22 protein-coding genes are annotated in these 19,088 nt (G+C 59.3%); 15 read left to right on the forward strand and 7 right to left on the reverse strand.

Translation table 11 applies throughout. The features are described 5' to 3' along the window. Nucleotides 1–3: 3 nt before the first annotated feature. On the reverse strand, nucleotides 4–282 hold the full coding sequence (locus tag ACN1C3_RS04925; RefSeq protein ID WP_419114672.1) for a metal/formaldehyde-sensitive transcriptional repressor: 279 nt from the start codon (nucleotides 280–282) through the stop codon (nucleotides 4–6). A gap of 234 nt (nucleotides 283–516) precedes the next feature. Here ACN1C3_RS04925 and ACN1C3_RS04930 point away from each other — a divergent pair, with 234 nt between their 5' ends. The 3 genes from ACN1C3_RS04930 to ACN1C3_RS04940 all read left to right on the forward strand — a co-directional run bounded on the left by ACN1C3_RS04930 (nucleotide 517) and on the right by ACN1C3_RS04940 (nucleotide 3,475). Next, entirely contained in the window at nucleotides 517–1,113 is a 597-nt protein-coding gene (locus ACN1C3_RS04930; RefSeq protein ID WP_419114673.1) for an undecaprenyl-diphosphatase, read from the forward strand. 65 nt (nucleotides 1,114–1,178) lie between these two features. Beyond that, nucleotides 1,179–1,265: a hypothetical protein gene (locus ACN1C3_RS04935; RefSeq protein ID WP_419114910.1), complete on the forward strand. Its 87-nt coding sequence runs from the start codon at nucleotides 1,179–1,181 to the stop codon at nucleotides 1,263–1,265. A gap of 158 nt (nucleotides 1,266–1,423) precedes the next feature. Next, a complete protein-coding gene (locus tag ACN1C3_RS04940) occupies nucleotides 1,424–3,475 on the forward strand; it encodes a VTT domain-containing protein (RefSeq protein ID WP_419114674.1) in 2,052 nt (683 codons plus the stop codon). Nucleotides 3,476–3,543: 68 nt separating this feature from the next. Here ACN1C3_RS04940 and ACN1C3_RS04945 read toward each other — a convergent pair whose 3' ends face one another. Both ACN1C3_RS04945 and ACN1C3_RS04950 read right to left on the reverse strand, forming a co-directional pair. Next, entirely contained in the window at nucleotides 3,544–3,837 is a 294-nt protein-coding gene (locus tag ACN1C3_RS04945; protein ID WP_419114675.1) for a hypothetical protein, read from the reverse strand. A 178-nt stretch (nucleotides 3,838–4,015) separates the two neighbouring features. Then, on the reverse strand, nucleotides 4,016–4,138 hold the full coding sequence (locus tag ACN1C3_RS04950; RefSeq protein WP_419114676.1) for a hypothetical protein: 123 nt from the start codon (nucleotides 4,136–4,138) through the stop codon (nucleotides 4,016–4,018). On the opposite strand from ACN1C3_RS04950, the gene ACN1C3_RS04955 reads away from it, so the two are divergent. Further along, nucleotides 4,128–5,492, forward strand: coding sequence for a cation:proton antiporter (locus ACN1C3_RS04955; protein ID WP_419114677.1), 1,365 nt, complete (start codon nucleotides 4,128–4,130; stop codon nucleotides 5,490–5,492). The two genes, ACN1C3_RS04950 and ACN1C3_RS04955, sit on opposite strands and share 11 nt — an antisense overlap. Nucleotides 5,493–5,947: 455 nt before the next feature. On the opposite strand, the gene ACN1C3_RS04960 is transcribed toward ACN1C3_RS04955, so the two are convergent. Next, entirely contained in the window at nucleotides 5,948–6,148 is a 201-nt protein-coding gene (locus tag ACN1C3_RS04960; protein ID WP_419114678.1) for a hypothetical protein, read from the reverse strand. Nucleotides 6,149–6,500: 352 nt separating this feature from the next. Here ACN1C3_RS04960 and ACN1C3_RS04965 point away from each other — a divergent pair, with 352 nt between their 5' ends. Further along, nucleotides 6,501–6,653, forward strand: a complete 153-nt coding sequence (locus ACN1C3_RS04965; protein ID WP_419114679.1) for a hypothetical protein — start codon at nucleotides 6,501–6,503, stop codon at nucleotides 6,651–6,653. Here ACN1C3_RS04965 and ACN1C3_RS04970 read toward each other — a convergent pair. From ACN1C3_RS04970 to ACN1C3_RS04980, 3 genes are all read right to left on the reverse strand, one after another. Then, nucleotides 6,650–8,377 carry a NahK/ErcS family hybrid sensor histidine kinase/response regulator gene (locus ACN1C3_RS04970; RefSeq protein ID WP_419114680.1) on the reverse strand — a complete coding sequence of 576 codons (1,728 nt, stop codon included), beginning with the start codon at nucleotides 8,375–8,377 and terminating at the stop codon, nucleotides 6,650–6,652. The two genes, ACN1C3_RS04965 and ACN1C3_RS04970, sit on opposite strands and share 4 nt — an antisense overlap. Continuing rightward, nucleotides 8,361–9,524: an alcohol dehydrogenase-like regulatory protein ErcA gene (gene ercA / locus ACN1C3_RS04975; protein WP_419114681.1), complete on the reverse strand. Its 1,164-nt coding sequence runs from the start codon at nucleotides 9,522–9,524 to the stop codon at nucleotides 8,361–8,363. The genes ACN1C3_RS04970 and ercA overlap by 17 nt, the downstream gene beginning before the upstream one ends. Nucleotides 9,525–9,610: 86 nt before the next feature. Next, the gene (locus tag ACN1C3_RS04980) at nucleotides 9,611–10,045 is read right to left on the reverse strand and encodes a DUF2231 domain-containing protein (protein ID WP_419114682.1); all 435 of its coding nucleotides are present in this window, start codon (nucleotides 10,043–10,045) and stop codon (nucleotides 9,611–9,613) included. Nucleotides 10,046–10,237: 192 nt separating this feature from the next. On the opposite strand from ACN1C3_RS04980, the gene ACN1C3_RS04985 reads away from it, so the two are divergent. The 10 genes from ACN1C3_RS04985 to ACN1C3_RS05030 all read left to right on the forward strand — a co-directional run bounded on the left by ACN1C3_RS04985 (nucleotide 10,238) and on the right by ACN1C3_RS05030 (nucleotide 19,060). After that, nucleotides 10,238–11,365: an ATP-binding protein gene (locus tag ACN1C3_RS04985; protein WP_419114683.1), complete on the forward strand. Its 1,128-nt coding sequence runs from the start codon at nucleotides 10,238–10,240 to the stop codon at nucleotides 11,363–11,365. Beyond that, a complete protein-coding gene (locus tag ACN1C3_RS04990) occupies nucleotides 11,355–11,978 on the forward strand; it encodes a response regulator transcription factor (protein WP_419114684.1) in 624 nt (207 codons plus the stop codon). The genes ACN1C3_RS04985 and ACN1C3_RS04990 overlap by 11 nt, the downstream gene beginning before the upstream one ends. Nucleotides 11,979–12,167: 189 nt before the next feature. Next, a complete protein-coding gene (locus ACN1C3_RS04995; protein WP_419114685.1) occupies nucleotides 12,168–13,235 on the forward strand; it encodes a hypothetical protein in 1,068 nt (355 codons plus the stop codon). A 31-nt stretch (nucleotides 13,236–13,266) separates the two neighbouring features. Continuing rightward, a complete protein-coding gene (locus tag ACN1C3_RS05000; RefSeq protein WP_419114686.1) occupies nucleotides 13,267–15,114 on the forward strand; it encodes a nickel-dependent hydrogenase large subunit in 1,848 nt (615 codons plus the stop codon). After that, a complete protein-coding gene (locus tag ACN1C3_RS05005) occupies nucleotides 15,111–15,680 on the forward strand; it encodes a hypothetical protein (protein ID WP_419114687.1) in 570 nt (189 codons plus the stop codon). Before ACN1C3_RS05000 ends, ACN1C3_RS05005 begins: the two co-directional genes overlap by 4 nt. 84 nt (nucleotides 15,681–15,764) lie before the next feature. Continuing rightward, nucleotides 15,765–16,409 (forward strand): DUF5947 family protein, encoded by a 645-nt coding sequence (locus ACN1C3_RS05010; RefSeq protein ID WP_419114688.1) that lies wholly within the window; start codon nucleotides 15,765–15,767, stop codon nucleotides 16,407–16,409. Then, nucleotides 16,402–17,052, forward strand: a complete 651-nt coding sequence (locus ACN1C3_RS05015; protein WP_419114689.1) for a DUF6084 family protein — start codon at nucleotides 16,402–16,404, stop codon at nucleotides 17,050–17,052. The genes ACN1C3_RS05010 and ACN1C3_RS05015 overlap by 8 nt, the downstream gene beginning before the upstream one ends. Then, nucleotides 17,049–18,437 (forward strand): hypothetical protein, encoded by a 1,389-nt coding sequence (locus ACN1C3_RS05020; RefSeq protein ID WP_419114690.1) that lies wholly within the window; start codon nucleotides 17,049–17,051, stop codon nucleotides 18,435–18,437. Before ACN1C3_RS05015 ends, ACN1C3_RS05020 begins: the two co-directional genes overlap by 4 nt. Beyond that, nucleotides 18,434–18,916 (forward strand): hydrogenase maturation protease, encoded by a 483-nt coding sequence (locus ACN1C3_RS05025; RefSeq protein ID WP_419114691.1) that lies wholly within the window; start codon nucleotides 18,434–18,436, stop codon nucleotides 18,914–18,916. Before ACN1C3_RS05020 ends, ACN1C3_RS05025 begins: the two co-directional genes overlap by 4 nt. A gap of 36 nt (nucleotides 18,917–18,952) precedes the next feature. Next, the gene (locus ACN1C3_RS05030; RefSeq protein WP_419114692.1) at nucleotides 18,953–19,060 is read left to right on the forward strand and encodes a DUF6893 family small protein; all 108 of its coding nucleotides are present in this window, start codon (nucleotides 18,953–18,955) and stop codon (nucleotides 19,058–19,060) included. The last annotated feature ends 28 nt before the right edge of the window (nucleotides 19,061–19,088 follow it).

Raw genomic sequence — 19,088 nt, forward strand, 5'->3', positions numbered from 1 at the left:
AGTTCACTTGAAATAGCTGTGGACGATTTCGATCAGTTGCTCTTTGGCATCATTCGGCTCTTTACCGTCGGCAAAATCCGCGTCGACCAGATGCGTGCGGATGTGATCCTCCAATACCACTGTCAAGAGGCCATTCATGGCGCCCCGGCAACTGGTGATTTGCTGGAGCACCTCAATGCAATCACGCTCCTCGAGCAACGCGCGCTCGACCGCTTCGAGCTGCCCCCGAATGCGACTGACACGACTCAATAGCTTTTTCTTGTCCTGGATGGTGTGGCTCATGATTGCATCTCCAGATCAAAATATACTATAGGGGGGTATAGATTATCCGATCATTATATACGCCTGCCATAGATTTCGGGTTTCTGGCAGGCGCAAAAAACCTCGCCGTCTTTGAATGATGCGTTTCCCAGAGCCAGCCTTAAGGTGGACTTAAGGAAGCAACCATTAGGGTGCATATCACGCGCACCGCTATCACAACGTGGTGCTTCCTAGTCATCTGAACGAGATTTCCTCATGGAAGAACTCAATCGCACCCTGTTCTTGGCTATCAACGCCAGCGTGCACTCCTCGGCGGAAATGCGCTTACTGGCGAATTTTCTGGCGCAGTGGCTCATCACCGGCGTACCGCTGTTGCTGATCGGATTGTGGCTGCGAGGCACACGCCAGTACCGAGCTGCTGCAGTAACTGCCACGCTGAGCATCGTGTTCGCGTTGGGGTGCAATCTGCTGATCAGTAGCCTTTGGTTCCATCCGCGTCCCTTCATGTTGGGGCTGGGACAGAGTTTCATGGATCACGCCCCCGAGTCTTCTTTCCCCAGCGATCACGCCACTGTGATGTTCACTTTAGCCGTTGCTCTGATGCTGGCATCGCTGCGCAAGCTTGGCGTGCTGACGTTGCTGCTGGGCACATCAGTCGGCTGGGCACGTGTCTATTTAGGCGTGCATTTTCCATTCGATATTGCCGGGTCGCTGCTGGTCTCGTTGATAAGCGCGTGGTGGGTACCGCAATTACTGAGTTGGAGACATCTCGATGAGTGTTTGCTCGACGTTCTTGAGCGCCTATATCAACGAGTTTTTCCAGCCACCGCGCGCCGCAATACTCACGAGTAGGATGAGATGCATGGGGCCCGGGAGCGGCTCGAACGGGGGCCGCCGAGCGACTGGTACCGATTCTGATGACAGCCGTGGTGACCGCGCTGGGACTGCTACCTCTGGCGCTCACCGAAGGGCTATGGCTATCGTTATCCTGGGAGGATTGGTGACCTCGACAGCACTCAATCTATTGGTGTTACCAACCTTGGCTTTGCATTTTGGACGCTTTGAAAAGCGTATTGAGGAGTTTCCTGCTGACGGGGTACCTGCTTCATAACGACACGCGCATTGATCGCTTCATCACCGACATTCTATAGGCAGCCCGCGAATGATGACGTCCCTGGTCTCATCGGTTATCGAGTTCCTCACGGCGCATCCGCATGTCGCTTATCTGACGGTGTTTCTTCTGGCACTTTCCGAGTCGATCCCGATCATCGGCGCCGTCGTTCCAGGCACAGCCGTGATCCTGGCGCTCAGTGCACTGGTGCCGAGTGGCGTGTTATTGCTCTGGCCATTGCTGGTCGCCGCCACGTCAGGTGCCATCGCGGGTGATGGTCTTTCGTTCTGGGTTGGACATCGATACCAACGCGAGATTCTAAGTTTCTGGCCAATGAACCGGCACCCCGAACTGATTCAGCGCAGCGAAACCTTTTTCACCCGTCACGGCGACAAGAGTGTCTTTCTCGCGCGCTTCACACCAGGCGTCCGCGCCTTCGTTCCGCTCCTCGCCGGCATGCTGGGAATGACGGTCCGTCGGTTCTATGTTGTCAATGTCGCGTCGGCGCTCGCCTGGGCTCCGTCGCATATCCTGTCCGGTGTGCTTGCCGGCGCGACGTTCAGCATTCTCGGTGCGACCGCAAAGCCGCTCGCGATCCTGCTGGTCGTTCTCGTAGCGGCGGGCTGGGCGGTCCTGCATATCGTGCGCTGGATGTTGCGTCGCGGCATCCCCTACCTCATCGTCGCAGTGCAGCGGCTGCGGAACTGGGCCGGCACCCACGACACCTGGCTGAGCCGCAGCCTCATCCGCTTGCTCGATCCTTCACGGCCCGAAGCGCGGGCACTCCTCCTGCCAACTGTCCTTCTCGTCGGTGCAGCCTGGCTTTTCTTTGGTGTCCTTGAAGACGTCGTCAACGGTGACCCGTTGCTGCTCGCAGACCGCGCGATATACCGCGCCCTCCAGGATCTTCGCTCAACGCCAGGCGATACGATGATGATCGCCATCACCGAACTTGGCGACACCACGGTCGTGGTGGCGGTCACGATGGTGGTCTTGCTGTGGCTCCTGTGGAAACGCGCCTGGCGTACAGCCGCCTATTGGCTGGTTGCGATTGCCGGCGCTTCGGTTCTTAACACTGTCATCAAAGTTGCGTTGCATCGAGCTCGACCCGGTGAGCTTCTCTACTCCGGGTGGAGCGCGTTTTCCTTCCCTAGCGGCCATAGCACGGTCAATGTCGTGCTCTACGGTTTCCTCACTTTTCTCATCGCGCGTGAGATCCGCCCGGCATGGCGCCTTGCGGTCGCTCTCGGCGCCGCAACCCTGATATTTCTGATTGCATTCTCGCGCCTCTACCTCGGTGCGCATTGGTTTTCCGACGTGATCGGGGGGCTGGCATTCGGGTCCGCGTGGCTGGCGCTGCTGGGGTTGTCCTACCTGCGGCGGCAGGCCGAACGTATCGAGTCAGGGAGCCTGCTCGCCCTTGGATGTGCGGCACTCATCCTCGCTGGCGGCTTCAATGTCTATCGTAGCCATGCGACGGACAGCGGTCGCTATGCCTTCAAGGTGGAGACGCCGACCATGGCCGCCACCGATTGGTGGGCGTCGGATTGGCAGCAACTGCCGGCGCGGCGTATTGATCTCACTGGCGATACGAATGAGCCGCTGACGTTCCAGTGGGCCGGTGGTCTGAAGGAATTGCAAGATGTCCTGCAGCGCAACGGCTGGCGCGCCTCGGCGGCCTGGACACCGTTAAATGCCCTGAATTGGCTGACCGCCCAGGCCGACCCTGTCGGTCTTCCGGTTATTCCTCTTTTCGCCAGTGGTCGCCTTCCCAGCCTGACCCTTGTTCGACCGCATAGCGACGGTGCACCTGACGGTTCACGCCTCGTGCTTCGATTGTGGGTCGTCGATTTCGAGCTCACAAACGGGCGAACTTCACCGCTGTGGATAGGATCGGTTGTCGAGGAACATTTCTATCATCCCCTGTCCCTCGTCATTGTGTCGTCAACACAGCCCGATGTGAATGCACCTCGGAGCACGCTAGCTGCCGCTCTTGACAGTGCGCGACTCCTCTCTCGGACCGAAGGAGCGGCAGATGCGGATTGGGATGGACAGGTCCTGTTAGCTCGCCACGGAGAGACGCAGAAAACGATCGACCACTGATCGCGGCGAAGGCCAAGTTGTGAGCACATCTTGACGAGTCGGTACGATAGTCATCGTCGTCCAGCAACTCATACCAGGCCTTGAGCGCTGTGGTTTTCCTGTCGCGGCTCGTTGTTCATCCTCACCACTTCTGTATCGCCGGTTGCCTGGGCCAGGGCTTCCAGTAGCGCTTGAGTGTGATCGATGGATTCCCGTATCTCGTCAAACGCGTGATCCAGAGCCTGTCCGCTCTCGGACACCTGCCCACCGCTCAGGGCTTTCTGAATGCTCAATTCATCGTGCTTGAACTGGCTGACGTTGGCACGCAAGGCAACGAGACGAAGTGAAATTTGTGAAAGGTGGTATCTGCGTCGCTGAACCATGATGGTGCTCCTGACGAAAGCCTCTTTTAGTCCCTCTATTATTTAAGAGTGAGGTTTTTCCTGAGACGTTCCGTGCTGTAGAGCAAAAGAGTGAGCAGACGCAACCATTCCGTCGGTCACCTGGCTTCCTGGCTCAGGAAAAAAGAGGAACCCCCTGCTGACTCCAGGTCTCAAAAAGTCATAACGTCTGATCTAAGGCCGGCAAAGGCCTTGGCTTTTTGCTGTTCTGCGGTTTGCCGACCTTCATGCGCTTGGCTTCAAGGGCGGCTAAAACCCGGCGGAAATCGAACATGACTTTCATTTTATGGGTCGCTGTCCTGGGTGCCGTGTTGTTGACGCTGGCGCTGACTTCGTCCTACCTGCGCTGGATGCCGGTGACCACCTCTGCTGTCTGCCTGGTGCTGGGCGTGGTCATTGGCCCGGCAGCGTTGGGCTTGCTGCAACTGGACACGGACGATGCCTCCCGCTGGATGGAGCATCTGACGGAAGTAGCGGTGCTGTTTTCGCTGTTTGTCAGCGGCCTGAAATTGCGCTTGCCGCTCAACAACCGGACATGGCGCGTGGCGTTTGGTCTGGCAGGACCGGTGATGGTCTTGAGTATTTGCGGTATTTGTCTGTTCTTGCATGGGCTCTTGGGGCTGTCATGGGGCGTTGCCCTGCTGATCGGCGCCATCCTGGCGCCGACGGACCCGGTGCTGGCCGCGCTGGTTCAAGTCAACGATGCACAGGATTACGACCGCGTGCGCTTCGGATTGTCTGGCGAAGCGGGACTCAATGACGGTATCGCCTTCCCCTTTGTGATCCTTGGTTTGCTGTTCCTGCAACAGGATGGCCGCAGCATCACCTGGGTTGCAGACTGGGCGTTGTACAGCCTGCTGTGGGCAGTACCTGCCGGCCTGCTCACCGGTTACTGGATGGGCAAAGGCATTGGCCACATGACCCTGTCGATGCGCATCAAAAATGACGACAGCACCCTTTCCCCCAATGATTATCTGACCCTGGCACTGATCGCCCTCGCTTATGTCGCGGCTGAATCGATTCATGGTTATGGGTTTCTATCGGTCTTCGCCGCCGGGCTCGGTTTGCGTCAGGCTGAAGTCAAATCCAGCGGTGGCTCGCAAACACCTGCCGAACACCTGGCCCAACCGGTGGTCGGTCATCTCAATGTCGAACCGGAGGAAGCGGTTCATGGCGACATTGAGAACCTCGCAGACAGCCAGGTCGCCGCCGGGATCATGATGGGCGACATGCTTGCGTTTGGCAGTCTGGTGGAGCGCGCCATGGAAGTATTTCTGGTGACCTTGCTGGGCGTTGTGCTGGCGACACATTGGGACTGGCGGGCGCTGGCTCTGGGTTTTGCGCTGTTTTGCGTGATTCGCCCGCTCAGTGTGTTGGTCATACCGTGGGGCTCGCTGCTTGATCGACATCAGCGTCTGTTGATTGGCTGGTTTGGCATTCGCGGTATCGGTAGCCTTTATTATCTTTTTTACGCACTCAATCATGGTCTCGCGCAATCGCAGGCATCGACGTGCATGGACCTGACGTTGTCCGTCATCGCCCTCAGTATCCTGGTCCATGGCATCAGCACTCAGCCCATGCTTGCCCGATACGAGCGACGGGGTATAGCGCAGCAACGACGTGAAACGGCTCCATAGATCGAATTCTCTTTGTGGTGAGGGGGCTTGTCGGAACGCCGCACCGCCCCGTTCGGCCGCGAAGCCGTCGTAAGGCGGGGTTCTTTGATTGGGTGTATATCCGTTTCTGCGGTAACGGCGGCTATGGGTTCCGCTTTTACAGCGGGTCACTTTGGAAAAGCCGGAGTGCCGGCCCAGACCAAAGTAACCCAAGCGCTCTTGCCCCTTTCGTTCGGTACCTCGCCCAGGCTCGGCACCGAATGGAGGAGCAAAAGCCCTTGGTTACTTGGGGCTTTTCCAAGTGACTCGCTGTAAAAGCGAAACCAATAGTGGCCGCGACCACAAAAACGGATATGTACCCGGTCAAAAAACCTAGGCCGGCTATCAGGCCGCCATCGTAGGAACCCGCCCGCAGCAGGCCCCACTCTCCACAGGTTCTGTGCTCGCCCATAAGTGGGCCTGGCGACGGTTCGCGCTCAGCTCGACTGGCCTGAGCCATCGTTATCGGCAATGTCCGGATCATCTGCTTCGTCGACGCGTACCCCGCTTTCCGGCATGTCTTCCTCCTCGAGTTCGACATTGGTTTTCTTGCGTTCCGGGTCCCGCGGATCGATCGGCGCCGAGAGTGGATATTCTGGCGTTGTGTCCGTGTCAGGACGTTTGGGTCGGGTAGTCATGAACACCTCCCATACTTTTTTGAGAGAAGACCTTACGAGCCGTTCGGTTCAATTGAGACCGATTAAAAGAGGCTACTCATAAATCACCAGCCAGACCACTATCAGGTAACGACTCACATCAGGAGACGTACCATGATCAAGATAAAAATCGCCCTCCTTATGTTCGCAGGACTGCTTTCAGCGGTCTCCGTATTGTCCTTTGCGGTTTCGAACGAATCCACTTCCAGCGGCGCAACGGACACTCAATCAGGTGCAACCAGAGGAACGTTCACGCCGCCAGTCACAAACCCGAACAGTAGCACTGGCTCGGGCTCATCCAACAACAGTGAGAACAGCCCGGGAACCTCCGCCAATGGCCGTAGCTCAATGGGCATTGGCACGGGTGTTTCCGGAGGCTTCGGCGCAGGAGGTAGCACAGGCGGTCCAGGTGGCGGAACCGGTAGCGCGGGAGGCGGAACCGGTCGTTAGTTGGAAATCCGAGGAGGGTTATCTGGAAAAAATCTAGCCCAGCATTTGACTCAACACAGCACGCAACTTGCCAGGTTTCACGGGTTTGTTCAGTAACGGAGCACCCAGCTTTTGCAAAGAGCGTCGACACTGGCCGCTACGGTCCGCCGTGATGATGACTGCCGGGATCGGCTGGGCAAAATGCTCGCGCAGGTGCTTGACCACCTCACACCCTATCACCCCGTGATCCAGGTGAAAGTCCGCCAGAATCAGTTCCGGCGCCAGCCCTTGCAAGGCCTCCAGGGCGCCGAGCTCATCAGTCGCGGTCACCACCTCGCAGCCCCATTGCCCAAGCAATGCGCTCATGCTTTCGAGGATGCTCAGCTCGTTGTCCAGCACCAGCAAACGTCGGCCCGGCAAGGGATTACCCGCGCCAGACTGCGGCGCCGCCTGACTGATGGGCAGCGGCACCTCGCTGGAAATCGGCACGTCGATGCTGAACATCGAACCGCGTCCCGGCAGTGAGTGAACCTGAACCCGATAACCGAGAATTTTCGCGATGCGCTCGACAATAGCCAGGCCCAGGCCCACCCCTTTGCGGTCGGCAGCGCGGCCGACGTCCAGCTGGTTGAACTCCAGGAAGATGGAATCCAGCCGGTCGGCGGCGATTCCCCGTCCGGTGTCCCAGACTTCCAGGCGCAGGCAGTCGCCCCGCCGTCTGGCGCCCAGCAAAATGCTGCCCTGATCGGTGTAGCGGCAGGCGTTGCTAAGGAAGTTGCGCATGATCCGGGTCATCAGCCGCAAGTCGGTGTGCACGGCGAAATCGCCCATGTGCACCCGCAGATTCAAACCGGCCGCCTCGGCGACCGACTGGAACTCCGAAACCAGCGGCGCAAGCAATTCATCGAGGCGGTACAGCGCGATGTCCGGTTTGACCGCAGCCTGATCGAGTTTGGAGATATCCAGCAGGTCGGTGAGCAAGTCCTCGGCCCCTTCCAGCGCCTGATGGGTGCGCTCGACCAGTACCTGTTCGACGTCTGGCAAGTTGCGCTCGCGCAGCGTGGAAATCAGCAAGCGTGCGGCGTTCAGGGGTTGCAGCAAGTCATGGCTGGCGGCGGCGAGGTATTTGTCCTTGCTGCGGTTGGCAGCCTGGGCGGCGTCTCGGGCGTCACGCAACGCCCGCTCGATCTGTTCGCGCTGGGCGATCTGCTGTTGCAGATTGCAGTTGGCTTCCAGCAACTCATCGGTGCGGGCCGTGACCCGTTGCTCCAGTTCATCATTGAGTTGTTGCAGACGTTGCTGGGCCAGTTTGCGTTCGGTGATATCGGTGACAAAGCCTTCTACCAGCCCATCCTGATCCGGTTTGAGCAGCAGGTTCATCAGTACATCAAGGCAACTGCCGTCCTTGCGTCGCAGTTGGGTTTCATAGCCAATCAGGCTGCGCTGGAGCTGTAGTTTCTCGCCGATCGCTTGCAGCTCGACAGCCCCACCGACAAACAGATTGCCGGCCAGATCAGCCAGGGAGAACAACACCTCCTGAGGATTTTCATAACCGAGCATCCGCGCCAGTGCCGGGTTGGCGGCGCGCATGCCTTCTTGCAGGCTGGCCTGGAAAATACCGTGCACCGCGTGCTCGAACAGCCATTTGTAGCGGTTGCGCTCGGTCTCCAGATCATCGAGGCGCGCCGCTAACTCCGGGTAATGGCTCTTGCGCGCCGAATGGCTGCCCAGCCCCAACAGGCCGGCCAGGGCACGTTGTTGCTCGTCAGAGGGCTTCGCCATAGACGACCTCGACGTCACGCTGGCTCGACTCGCGCGGGTTGGTCAGGATGCACGGGTCATCCATCGCATGCTGCGAGAGGAACGGAATATCGGCCATGCTGACGCCGTGCAAACCGAGGGTTTCGTGGAAGCCGATGGCGTGTTTGAGGGCGATCAGATGCTCCACCAGCCGCCCACAGATCTGCCGATGATTGAGACCACGACAGTCGATGCCGAACGTCTCGGCAATCACCTTGAAACGGTCCGGCGCCGAGTTGTAATTGAACGCCACCACATGCTCGACCAGCACCGCGTTGCACAGCCCATGGGGCAGATCAAGAAAACCGCCCAGGCTGTGGGACATGGCGTGCACCGCACCCAGGATCGCGTTGGAGAACGCCAGGCCGGCCTGCATGCTGCCGAGCATGATTTTTTCCCGCAACGCGATATCCGTTGGGTTGGCGATCATTTGCACCAGATTGCCGTTGATCAGGCGCATCGCTTCCAGCGCATGGGGATCGGTCAACGGCCCGTGGCCTGTGGAAACGAAGGCTTCAATGGCATGCACCAGCGCATCGATGCCGGTACAGGCGGACAGGAACGGGTCCATGCTCAGGGTGGTTTGCGGGTCGATCAACGATACGTCCGGCACCACCGCTTTGCTGACGATGGAAAACTTCATCCGTTCCTGTTGATTGGAAATAATCACGAATTGCGAGACGTCGGCCGAGGTACCGGCGGTGGTTGGAATCAGAATCAGCGGCGGGCTCGGCACCCGAATGGTGTCCACGCCTTCGAAATCAAGAATGCTGCGCCCGTGAGCGACAACGATGCCGATGCCTTTGCCGCAGTCCATCGGGCTGCCGCCACCGACCGCGACGATCACATCGCAGTGATTTTCCCGGTACATTTCGGCGCCCAGCATCACCTCCTCCACCCTCGGGTTGGGCGAAACGGCGCTGTACAGGCAGTATTCGATACCTTGGGCTTGCAGGCTGGCTTCGACATCGGCGACCCAACCGGCGGCGATCACCCCGGGATCACTGACCACCAGGACCTTGCGTGCGCCGAAGGTTTTTGCGCAGTTGCCGACGTTATGCCGGCAACCAGCACCAAAGATGATTTCAGGGGAAACGAATTTACGCAGCTGGCTTAGGTTCTGGCTCACTGGAAAGCCTTTTTATTGTTTTAGAGATAAAAGCCAGCCTAAAGCATCTTGTTACGAATGCAATGAGACCAATGGGTAGAGGCGCTTTAGCGCTTGTATCTGCCATAGGTAATTTTGGTGCCGAAAAAAGCCCCTTGCAGCAGCAACCCGCAGGCCAACACGTCGATCGCCAAACAGATCAGGATTAATGCCAGGCCGGTAGCCGACAGGCTGGCGATCAGCAGCTTTACGCCCATCACACACCAGACCACTGTCGTGCGCACCCCATGCCGGGCCGCCAACCGGACATCGTTGCTGCCGGTTTCGGACAGGTGGATATATTCCATCAAGCCCGTTATCAGAGCGAACACGCCAGTCGCTACGCCGGCTGCGGTGGCGCCCAGCGCAAGGCCCCACCACAGTGGCGCTGCGTGCCAGAGCGCAAGCCCATCGAAGAACGGGACGCTGAGCCAGAACACCAGAGGAAAATGCACCAGCATAGGATGCAGAGGCAGACCCAAAAAGTGTCGGGGCCAGCGCATGGTGCCACCCTCAGTCGATATATCGCTCTTGGCAGGTTAGTTGAGCGCCATCAACACAGCAAAAGGCGCTGTGCTGACGACTGGACACCACTGAAACTGCTGGATCCGGGCAGGCGTCTACAATTGAGAAGGCAGCAGAACTGCGACGGACTCCGCATTCAGACACCTCTGTAGCACTGACCGGCCCAGCTTATGCAGAACCAACCGCCGCCCCCGATGTTTGACTACCATGATTTGTTCGAGCGCGCGCCGATCGGTTACGTGCTGCTGGACGCCTCGGGCTGCATTTGCAAGATCAACCAGACCGGCGCCGCACTGTTGGGCTGGGACGCCGCATGGCTGACCGGCGAACCGTTCGCACGCTGGGTGATCAGCGACGACAAACACCTGATTCACGCCCACCTGAGCAAACTGAGCAGCATGGGCGGCTGCGTCAGTCAGAAATTACGGGTCAAGAACCGCCAGGGCCGGATTGCGACGCTGTGGCTCAAAAGTGACGCAGAGCCCAATGCCTCGGGGCTCACAGAACACTTTCGTACTGCGATGATTGACGTGTCGGGCGAACAGGAATCCGCAAGAAAATTGCGCAGCCTGCAATCGCAGCTCACACGGCTTGCACGCCTGAATACCGCAGGTGAACTGGCCTCCAGCCTTGCCCACGAACTGAATCAACCGCTGGGTACTGTCGTGCTCAGCTGTGAAGCCGCATTGCGGCTGTTAAAGCCAGGTTCTGCTCAGACGCCCGAATTCGTCGAAGCGGTGACTCAGGCCAGAGAGGCCGCGGCGTTTGCCAGTGACGTGGTGCGCCATCTGCGCGGCTTTTTGCAAAACAACGGCGAAATGAGCACCGATTGCGAGTTTTCCTCGCTGATCCATGACGTGTCGATGCTGATAGAGGTCGATGCCAAGGACAGCGATATCGAGTTGAAACTCGATATCGAACGGGGGATGCCTTACGTGCGGGTCGATGCGGTGCAGATTGGCCAAGTGCTGGTGAATCTGGCCCATAACAGCATTGAAGCCATGCGCGAAAATGGTGGCATCAACCATCGGTTGACGATCAAGGCCCGCGAGCATACTTCTGGGCAGATTCAAGTCAGCGTGGCTGACACCGGTCCAGGTCTGGACCATAAAGAGATCGAGCGCATCTTCAACCCTTTTTACACCACCAAGAGCAAAGGCATGGGTCTGGGGTTGTCCATCAGCCGCACGATTATCGAGGCCCATGGCGGAAAGCTATGGGCCGAAGCCAAATCCACAGCCGGGGCTACGATGCATTTCACGCTGCCGACGCTTCAAGGTGACGGGCATGACGACTGACCAGGTCATCCATGTGGTGGATGACGACCGGCTGTTTCTCACAGCGCTTGAGCGCACCCTGGGAATAACCGGCCTGCAGGTCCGCACTTATACCTGCGCGCATACCTTTCTCGACAACTTCGACCCACAGCAGCCCGGCTGCCTGATCACCGATCTACGCATGCCGGGTACGGGTGGGCTGGAGCTACAGAAAAGACTGAAAGAGTTGCAGGTACGCCTGCCTATCATCTTCATCAGCGGTCATGCTAACGCCAGCACGGCGGTTGCTGCGCTCAAGTGCGGCGCCGTGGATTTTCTGGAAAAGCCTTTCAGCGAAAAAGACCTGTTGGCCAGCGTCCAGCTGGCCCTGGACAAGGATGTCGACGACCGCAGGTTGGTCCGCGAACAGACGCTGGTGCAGCAACGGTTCAGCAACCTGTCGCCCCGTGAGCAGCAAGTCTTCGCGCTGGTGGTGTCGGACCTGCCCAACAAGAAAATCGCCCGGGAACTGATGATCAGTCCGCGTACCGTCGAACACCACCGCGAGCACCTCATGCTCAAGATGCAGGCTCACTCGACAGCCGAACTCATCACCATGGCAGTTCTGTGCGGCATTCACGAACTGCATTTGTGAACGGCCCTGCATTCACATTGCACATTCTCAACGCCTGATAGGTAGAGATACCTAGGTAGTCACACGCTTGGTCCCCTCTCTTCGGCCGGGTTACAAACCTACAGGTGTAGCCCGGTCTGATAGCGACCCCTGCTGTACGCATCGACCGAACCCTGCAAGGCATGGGTACATGCGATCAGGAGGCAGACCATGGCTGAGATGAGCGGCGTCCCCTACGGACGCAAGACGCAACGCAAACCCGACCTGAAAGAAGTCCACATCATTTGGATCAATGATGGCATGAGCTGTGATGGCGATTCGATCTCGATCACTGCCGCCACCCTGCCCAGCATCGAAGACGTGGTGTTGGGGGCTATTCCGGGTCTGCCCAAGGTCCATTTGCACAACCCTGACTTGTGTTATGAGGTCGGCGACGAGTTGATGCAGTACTGGCACCAGGCCGCGCGTGGCGAAATCGATTTCGTCCTGGTGATGGAGGGTTCCATCCCGAACGAAAACCTGAGCGGTGAAGGTTACTGGGCCTACATGGGCAACGACCCGCAGACCGGCCAACCGATCACTATTCCCGAATGGCTGGACCGCCTGTCTCCCAAGGCATTGGCGGTGGTGGCCTGCGGCACGTGCGCGACCTATGGCGGCATCCACGCGATGCAGGGCAATGTCACCGGGTGTATGGGCGTCAACGACTACCTGGGCTGGAACTGGAAGTCCAAGGCCGGGCTGCCGGTGGTGAACGTACCGGGTTGCCCGGTGCAGCCAGACAACTTCATGGAAACGCTGTTGTACCTGTTGCGCCAGCTTGCCGGGGTTGCGCCGATGATCCCGCTGGACGATGCCGGTCGCCCGACCTGGTTGTTTGGCAAGACGGTGCACGAAGGCTGCGACCGCGCCGGCTACTACGAACAAGGCAACTTCGCCAAGGAATATGGCCAGCCACAGTGCATCGTCAAGCTCGGCTGTTGGGGCCCTGTCGTTCAGTGCAACGTCCCCAAACGCGGCTGGATGGATGGTATTGGCGGCTGCCCGAATGTCGGCGGCATCTGCATCGGTTGCACCATGCCGGGCTTCCCCGACAAGTTCATGCCGTTTATGGATGAACCACCAGGCGCGGTGTTCTCCTCCAATCTGGTCAGGCCCTACGGCAAGTTGGTCAAGTGGCTGCGCGGTTTCACCAACGACACCCTCAACAAAGAACCGAAATGGCGTCACAACCGACCGGAATTGACCACCGATCCGCCCCCCGAAATTCGTCGCTAGGCCAACCGCACTGAGCCAGGAGGAATTCCCCATGGCAATCACCGAGAAAGACGTTGCCACGCAGACCCGGGAGGCGACCGAGAAGAAACCCGGCAAACTGGTTGCGATGAATTGGGACCCCATTACCCGGATCGTCGGCAGCCTGGGTATCTACACCAAAATCGACTTCGAGAACCGCGAAGTCGCCGAGTGTCACAGCACCTCGTCGATCTTTCGCGGTTATTCGGTATTCATGAAGGGCAAGGACCCGCGCGACGCACACTTCATCACCAGCCGTATCTGCGGCATCTGTGGCGACAACCACTGCGTGTGCTCGGTCTATGCGCAGAACATGGCCTATGGCATCAGGCCTCCGGCCATTGCCGAGTGGATCATCAACCTGGGTGAAGCGGCCGAATACATGTTCGACCACAACATCTTTCAGGACAATCTGTTGATGGTCGACTTTTGCGCCAGGATGGTCCAGGAGACCAACCCAGGGGTCTGGGAACAGGCGCAACACACCCCGGCACCGAACGCGGACAAGCACGGCTACAAGACCATCGCCGACATCATGACCGCGCTCAATCCTTTCGAAGGCGAGTTCTATCGCGAGACCCTGATGGTTTCGCGCTACACCCGCGAAATGATCTGCCTGATGGAGGGTCGCCACGTTCACCCTTCCACCATTTACCCCGGCGGCGTGGGCACCGTGCCGACGGTGCAACTCTTCACCGACTACCTGACACGGCTGATGAAGTACTGCGAGTTCATGAAGCGTTGTTTGCCGCTGCATGACGACATCTTCGACTTTTTCTACGAAGCCCTGCCCGGTTACGAAGAAGTCGGCCGGCGGCGCATCCTGCTCGGTTGCTGGGGCTCGTTCAACAATCCCGTCCACTGTGACTACCAGTACCAGCACATGACTGACTGGGGGCGGGCCATGTTTGTCACCCCAGGCGTCGTGGTCGACGGCGAGTTGGTGACCACCGATCTGGTCGAGATCAACCTGCAGATGCGGATTCTGTTGGGTAGCTCTTACTACGAGAGTTGGGAAAAACGCGAAAAACTGGTCGAGAAAGACCCGTTGGGCAATACGGTGGACATCAATCATCCCTGGAACCAGACCACCGTGCCGCGCCCACAAAAACGCGATTTCGATGACAAGTATTCCTGGGTCATGTCACCCCGCTGGCTGGACAAACGCACCGGCGAACACCTGGCGCTGGACACCGGTGGCGGCGCGCTGGCTCGGTTATGGGCCACGGCCCTGGCCGGACTGGTGGACATCGGTTACATCAAAGCCACCGGGAAAAGCGTCAAAATGTACCTGCCCCAAACCGCGCTCAAGCCTGAAGTGGAGTTCGAGTGGCACGTGCCCAAGTGGAGCAATGCCATTGAGCGTGATCGCGCCCGGACCTACTTCCAGGTCTACGCCGCGTGCTGCGCCCTGCATTTTGTCGAGAAGGCGCTCAATGAATTGCAGGCTGGCCACACCAAGACCTGGACCGAGTTCAAGGTCCCCGATGAGGCCATCGGCTGCGGGTTCCACGAAGCGGTCCGCGGGGTGCTTTCCCATCACTTGGTGATCAGGAACGGCAAGATCGCCAACTACCACCCCTACCCTCCGACCCCATGGAACGCCAGCCCGCGCGATATCTACGGCACACCCGGGCCCTACGAGGACGCGGTGCAGAACACGCCGATATTCGAGGAGAACGGTCCCGACACGTTCAAGGGCATCGACATCATGCGCGCGGTGCGCAGCTTCGACCCGTGCCTGCCTTGCGGCGTGCACATGTACCTGGGCAACGGAAAAACCCTGAAAACGATCCACGCACCTGGCAACTGCGGGATTGGTCAACCGGTCGATACCGAAGATGAGGACTCGACATCGTGAACGGATACCGTCAGCAAGAACTGGATGAGCAAGTGACGCGCCTGCAAGAACTGCTGGACACGCTGGACGGGCTTGCAGATCCAACAGCCAGAAGCGCCGCCCAGGAACTGCTGCGGGTGGTGATCCGCCTGCACAGCCTGGGCCTGGCGGACTTATTGGAAATCGTCCAGGAGGCCGGAACCCAGCCTGCGGATACGTTGTTGCCGCGCTTCACCGCCAATCCTCGAGTACGCGGTCTGTTGCTGCTGCACGACCTGCACCCTGAGGATTTGCCAACCCGCGCGCGCAAAGCGGTTGAGCGCCTGCGCCCGCACTTGGGAGTAAAAAATGTGTGCGCGGACCTCGCCGGGGTGGACGGCAAGGTGGTACGGATCAACGTGAATGCCAGCGACCCGAACGGTGTGCTGCCGTCGGCCGCGCTACTGCGGCAAGAGATCGAAGAAGTGCTAGGGGAAATGGTCCCCGATGCTGAGGAGTTGGTGATAGACGGGTTGAACACCCTGACCGCGCATGCGGGTTTTGTTCCGCTGGTGTGGGTGACCCAACCCGTGGCAGTTGACAAGTAATCTGTGGCAGCAGAAGTGCCAGGGAAGGCTGTGTGTCAGACGTATGTCTGGCAACAGCGGAACTCGCACACTGAGGATCGATCGATGACAAAGGCCACCGTACAGCGACCGGATGACTGGGTGGCCTCGCTTAAAGGCTTTCTGGGCACCGAGCGCAAGCCGGTCGAACACTGCGAGTTGTGCTACGCCGAGATTGAGCGTGAACATGATCATCTGATCGAGCCCGATACCCGCCGTCTGCTCTGCGCCTGTCAGGCCTGCGCGCTGTTGTTTGACAGCCCCGAAGCCCGACGCTACCGGCGCGTGCCTCGCGAGGTGACTCGGCTGCAGCGCTTCGATCTGAGTGATGCGCAATGGGACGCCTTGCTGATCCCGATCAACCTGGCCTTTTTCGTTCACAGCTCACCACACGCTCGGGTATTGGCCCTTTACCCCGGCCCTGCCGGTGCCACCGAGTCAAAGCTGGCGCTGGACGCCTGGGACGATCTGGCCGCCGCCAACCCGATTCTCAAGGAGCTGAAACAGGACGTCGAAGCCCTGCTGGTCAACCGGATGGACGGGGTTCGCGAGTACTATCGCCTCCCCATTGACCGTTGCTATGAGTTGGTCGGGTTGATTCGCAGTCACTGGCACGGCCTGTCCGGAGGCCAGGACGTGCGGGCGGCGCAGCTGCGCTTCTTTGAACAGTTGCGTGCGCAGACCGGCGAAGGAGGCAAAGCCGATGCCTGACCTTACTATTACTGTCCAGGGCGCTACGCCGGATCGATACGCCGCCGCCCCGACCCTGAACCTGGCGCTGGTGATCCGCCAGCGCGGACGACCCGTGTCGATCCAGAGCATCTCGCTGCAGTGCCAGATCCGCATCGAGACCAGCAAACGCCACTACGATCCTGCGGAGCAGGCACGCCTGAGCGATCTGTTCGGCGAACCTTCGCGCTGGAGCCAGACCCTGCACAGCATGCTCTGGACCCATGCGAGCGTTGTGGTGCCGGGGTTTTCTGGCGAGCGCACTCAAGTAAACCTGCCGGTGCCCTGCAGCTTCGACTTCAACCTCGCCGCGACCAAGTACTTCCATGGCCTCGATCAGGGGGTGGTGCCGTTGTTGCTGTTGTATTCCGGGAGTGTGTTTTATCGCGATGAAGAAGACGCGCTGGCGATGGGCCTGATCTCCTGGAATGAAGAGGCCCGATACGCCCTGCCGGTCGAGGTCTGGAAGCAGATGATGGACCTTTACTACCCCAACCAGAGCTGGCTGTGCGTCAACCGCCAGGTGTTCGAAGCGCTGTACGACTACAAACGCCGGTGTGGCCATCCGGGTTTCGATGAAGCTCTGCTCAGCCTGCTGGCCGACGTCAAGAGGGCCGCCTCATGAACATGACGCAGGTGCAGCCCGTTGTCGATGCTGTCCTCTACGAAGGCTATATCCTCTACCCCTACCGCTCCACTGCAGCGAAAAACCGCCAGCGCTGGACCTTCGGCGGCATTTATCCCAAGGTTTACTTTGACGCCACCGAGGGCGCCGAACCCTGGCACATGCAGACCCAGTGCCTGGTCGAAGGCGGCCCCGGTACACGGCTGGAGGTACGCGTGCGCTTCCTGCATCCGCTGGCACGTGAGGTCGGCGAGTTGCATTGCGCGTTACCGACCTGGCCTGAGGACTGGGAGGGGCTCAACGAAGCGCAGTTCAGCCGCGTGCCCTCGCTGACACTGGGTGACCGGCAATTTCATTGCTGGCAGGAAGCCATGGAGCGCGATCTGCGGGTGGCCGACTGTCGATTGAGCCAGCTGCTGGTAGCCGATCGAAGTGTGCCTTTCGCCTTCGAGGGTCGCCGCGAACTGGAGCCGCTGCGCAGCGAAGGGGCGATCCGCGGCGTGCTGCTGCGCAATCAGTGCAAGATCCAGGGCCGTGTCGAGCTGAAGCTGGAACCCATGACCGGGCAGGTTTTCCGCCTGACCGTGCGCATCGAAAATCATACGCAGATGGATCCTGCGAGCGTGACGGACCGCGAACAGGCGAGCCTCTATAGCTTTGCCTCCACCCATACCCTTCTAGCGGTAGAAAACGGAGGTTTTATCAGCCTGTTGGACCCGCCTGCGGCGCTCAAGGACGCGGCGGCAAGCTGCGACAATCAGGGGACTTATCCGGTGTTGATTGGTCAGTCGGGCGCACACGACATCCTGCTGTCTTCGCCAATCATTCTCTACGACTACCCGCAAGTCGCTCCGGAAAGCCCCGGTGAGTTTTTCGACTCCACCGAAATCGACGAAATCCTCAGCCTGCGCATTCTCGCCATGACTGACGCCGAAAAGCGCGAAATGGCCGCTCTCGACCCGCGCTCGGCGGCGTTGCTGACCCGCACCGAGGCGCTGGATGGCGACAGTTTCATGCGCCTGCATGGCGTTTTGCGTGATCCTCAACCTATGGCGCCTGCCGAGGGTAATCCGCTGGAGCCTGAGTTGACCGGCCCACGCCTGGCGTATGACCGCAATGGCGGCGCAGCGCTGCGGGTCGGTGATCGGGTGCGTCTGCACCCCAAGGGCGGCGGTGACACCATGGACCTGGTGCTGGCGGGCAAAACCGCAGTGATTGAAGCCATCGAACGTGACTTCGAAGACCGGGTGCATGTGGCCGTGACCATCGACGACGATCCCGGCCGTGAGTGGGGTTTGCAACGGATGCCCGGGCACCGGTTCTTCTTTTCGCCCGAGGAAATCCAGTCCCTGGAGCTCCTGCCGCAAAGGGGCACACCGCGATGAAAATCCTGGTCGCCGGTATCGGCAATATCTTCATGGGCGATGATGGCTTTGGCTGTGAGGTCGCCGATCAACTGAGCCAGCGGGAGTTGCCGGACGGAGTGGATGTAGTGGATTTCGGCATTCGTGGCCTGGACCTGAGCTATGCGCTGATGGACGGCTACGAAGTGGTCATCCTCATCGACACGGTGGACCGTGGCGAGGTGCCAGGCACCGTTTTTCTGATCGAGCCCGAGATCGGTGACGCGACATCCCCGGCCCGGGGCGAACAGCTGATGGCGCCCCACGGCATGGACCCGGACAGCGTTCTGCACTTCATCGCCGCGCTGGATCAGCGGCGCCCTCGGGTGTTGATGGTGTGCTGTCAGCCGGCGTTCCTGGGTGGAGAGAACGGACACATGGGCTTGAGTGAAGCGGTGGCCCAGGCCACCGCAAAAGCGGTAACCGAAGTACTCGCCCTGTTGGACGAGTTATTGGCATGACTGGAAAAGGAGCGCGGTAGCTCCGGGAGGATTGATATGAGTGGCTGGACGATTTTCTGTTTTTTGCTGCTGACGGTGATTGTGGTGCTGGTTGTAGTGAACATGCACGACATCAAACGCTACTTGAAAATCCGCAACATGTGATCTCGAACACAGGCTTTGGTCTGGGAGA

It is taken from the genome of Pseudomonas sp. H11T01, assembly GCF_048515765.1.
In the GTDB taxonomy this organism is placed as follows: Bacteria; Pseudomonadota; Gammaproteobacteria; order Pseudomonadales; family Pseudomonadaceae; genus Aquipseudomonas.

Bases quoted from the DNA above. Each gene is read 5' to 3' on its own strand.
- ACN1C3_RS04980 (WP_419114682.1), bottom strand. From the start codon at position 10,045: ATGCGCTGGCCCCGACACTTTTTGGGTCTGCCTCTGCATCCTATGCTG.
- ACN1C3_RS05015 (WP_419114689.1), top strand. From the start codon at position 16,402: ATGCCTGACCTTACTATTACTGTCCAGGGCGCTACGCCGGATCGATAC.
- ACN1C3_RS04960 (WP_419114678.1), bottom strand. From the start codon at position 6,148: ATGACTACCCGACCCAAACGTCCTGACACGGACACAACGCCAGAATAT.
- ACN1C3_RS05030 (WP_419114692.1), top strand. From the start codon at position 18,953: ATGAGTGGCTGGACGATTTTCTGTTTTTTGCTGCTGACGGTGATTGTG.
- ACN1C3_RS04950 (WP_419114676.1), bottom strand. From the start codon at position 4,138: ATGAAAGTCATGTTCGATTTCCGCCGGGTTTTAGCCGCCCTTGAAGCC.
- ACN1C3_RS05010 (WP_419114688.1), top strand. From the start codon at position 15,765: ATGACAAAGGCCACCGTACAGCGACCGGATGACTGGGTGGCCTCGCTT.
- ACN1C3_RS05020 (WP_419114690.1), top strand. From the start codon at position 17,049: ATGAACATGACGCAGGTGCAGCCCGTTGTCGATGCTGTCCTCTACGAA.
- ACN1C3_RS04930 (WP_419114673.1), top strand. From the start codon at position 517: ATGGAAGAACTCAATCGCACCCTGTTCTTGGCTATCAACGCCAGCGTG.
- ACN1C3_RS04990 (WP_419114684.1), top strand. From the start codon at position 11,355: ATGACGACTGACCAGGTCATCCATGTGGTGGATGACGACCGGCTGTTT.
- ACN1C3_RS05000 (WP_419114686.1), top strand. From the start codon at position 13,267: ATGGCAATCACCGAGAAAGACGTTGCCACGCAGACCCGGGAGGCGACC.
- ACN1C3_RS04955 (WP_419114677.1), top strand. From the start codon at position 4,128: ATGACTTTCATTTTATGGGTCGCTGTCCTGGGTGCCGTGTTGTTGACG.
- ACN1C3_RS04935 (WP_419114910.1), top strand. From the start codon at position 1,179: ATGACAGCCGTGGTGACCGCGCTGGGACTGCTACCTCTGGCGCTCACC.
- ACN1C3_RS04925 (WP_419114672.1), bottom strand. From the start codon at position 282: ATGAGCCACACCATCCAGGACAAGAAAAAGCTATTGAGTCGTGTCAGT.
- ACN1C3_RS04995 (WP_419114685.1), top strand. From the start codon at position 12,168: ATGGCTGAGATGAGCGGCGTCCCCTACGGACGCAAGACGCAACGCAAA.
- ACN1C3_RS04970 (WP_419114680.1), bottom strand. From the start codon at position 8,377: ATGGCGAAGCCCTCTGACGAGCAACAACGTGCCCTGGCCGGCCTGTTG.
- ACN1C3_RS04940 (WP_419114674.1), top strand. From the start codon at position 1,424: ATGATGACGTCCCTGGTCTCATCGGTTATCGAGTTCCTCACGGCGCAT.
- ACN1C3_RS04965 (WP_419114679.1), top strand. From the start codon at position 6,501: ATGGCCGTAGCTCAATGGGCATTGGCACGGGTGTTTCCGGAGGCTTCG.
- ACN1C3_RS05025 (WP_419114691.1), top strand. From the start codon at position 18,434: ATGAAAATCCTGGTCGCCGGTATCGGCAATATCTTCATGGGCGATGAT.
- ACN1C3_RS04985 (WP_419114683.1), top strand. From the start codon at position 10,238: ATGCAGAACCAACCGCCGCCCCCGATGTTTGACTACCATGATTTGTTC.
- ACN1C3_RS04945 (WP_419114675.1), bottom strand. From the start codon at position 3,837: ATGGTTCAGCGACGCAGATACCACCTTTCACAAATTTCACTTCGTCTC.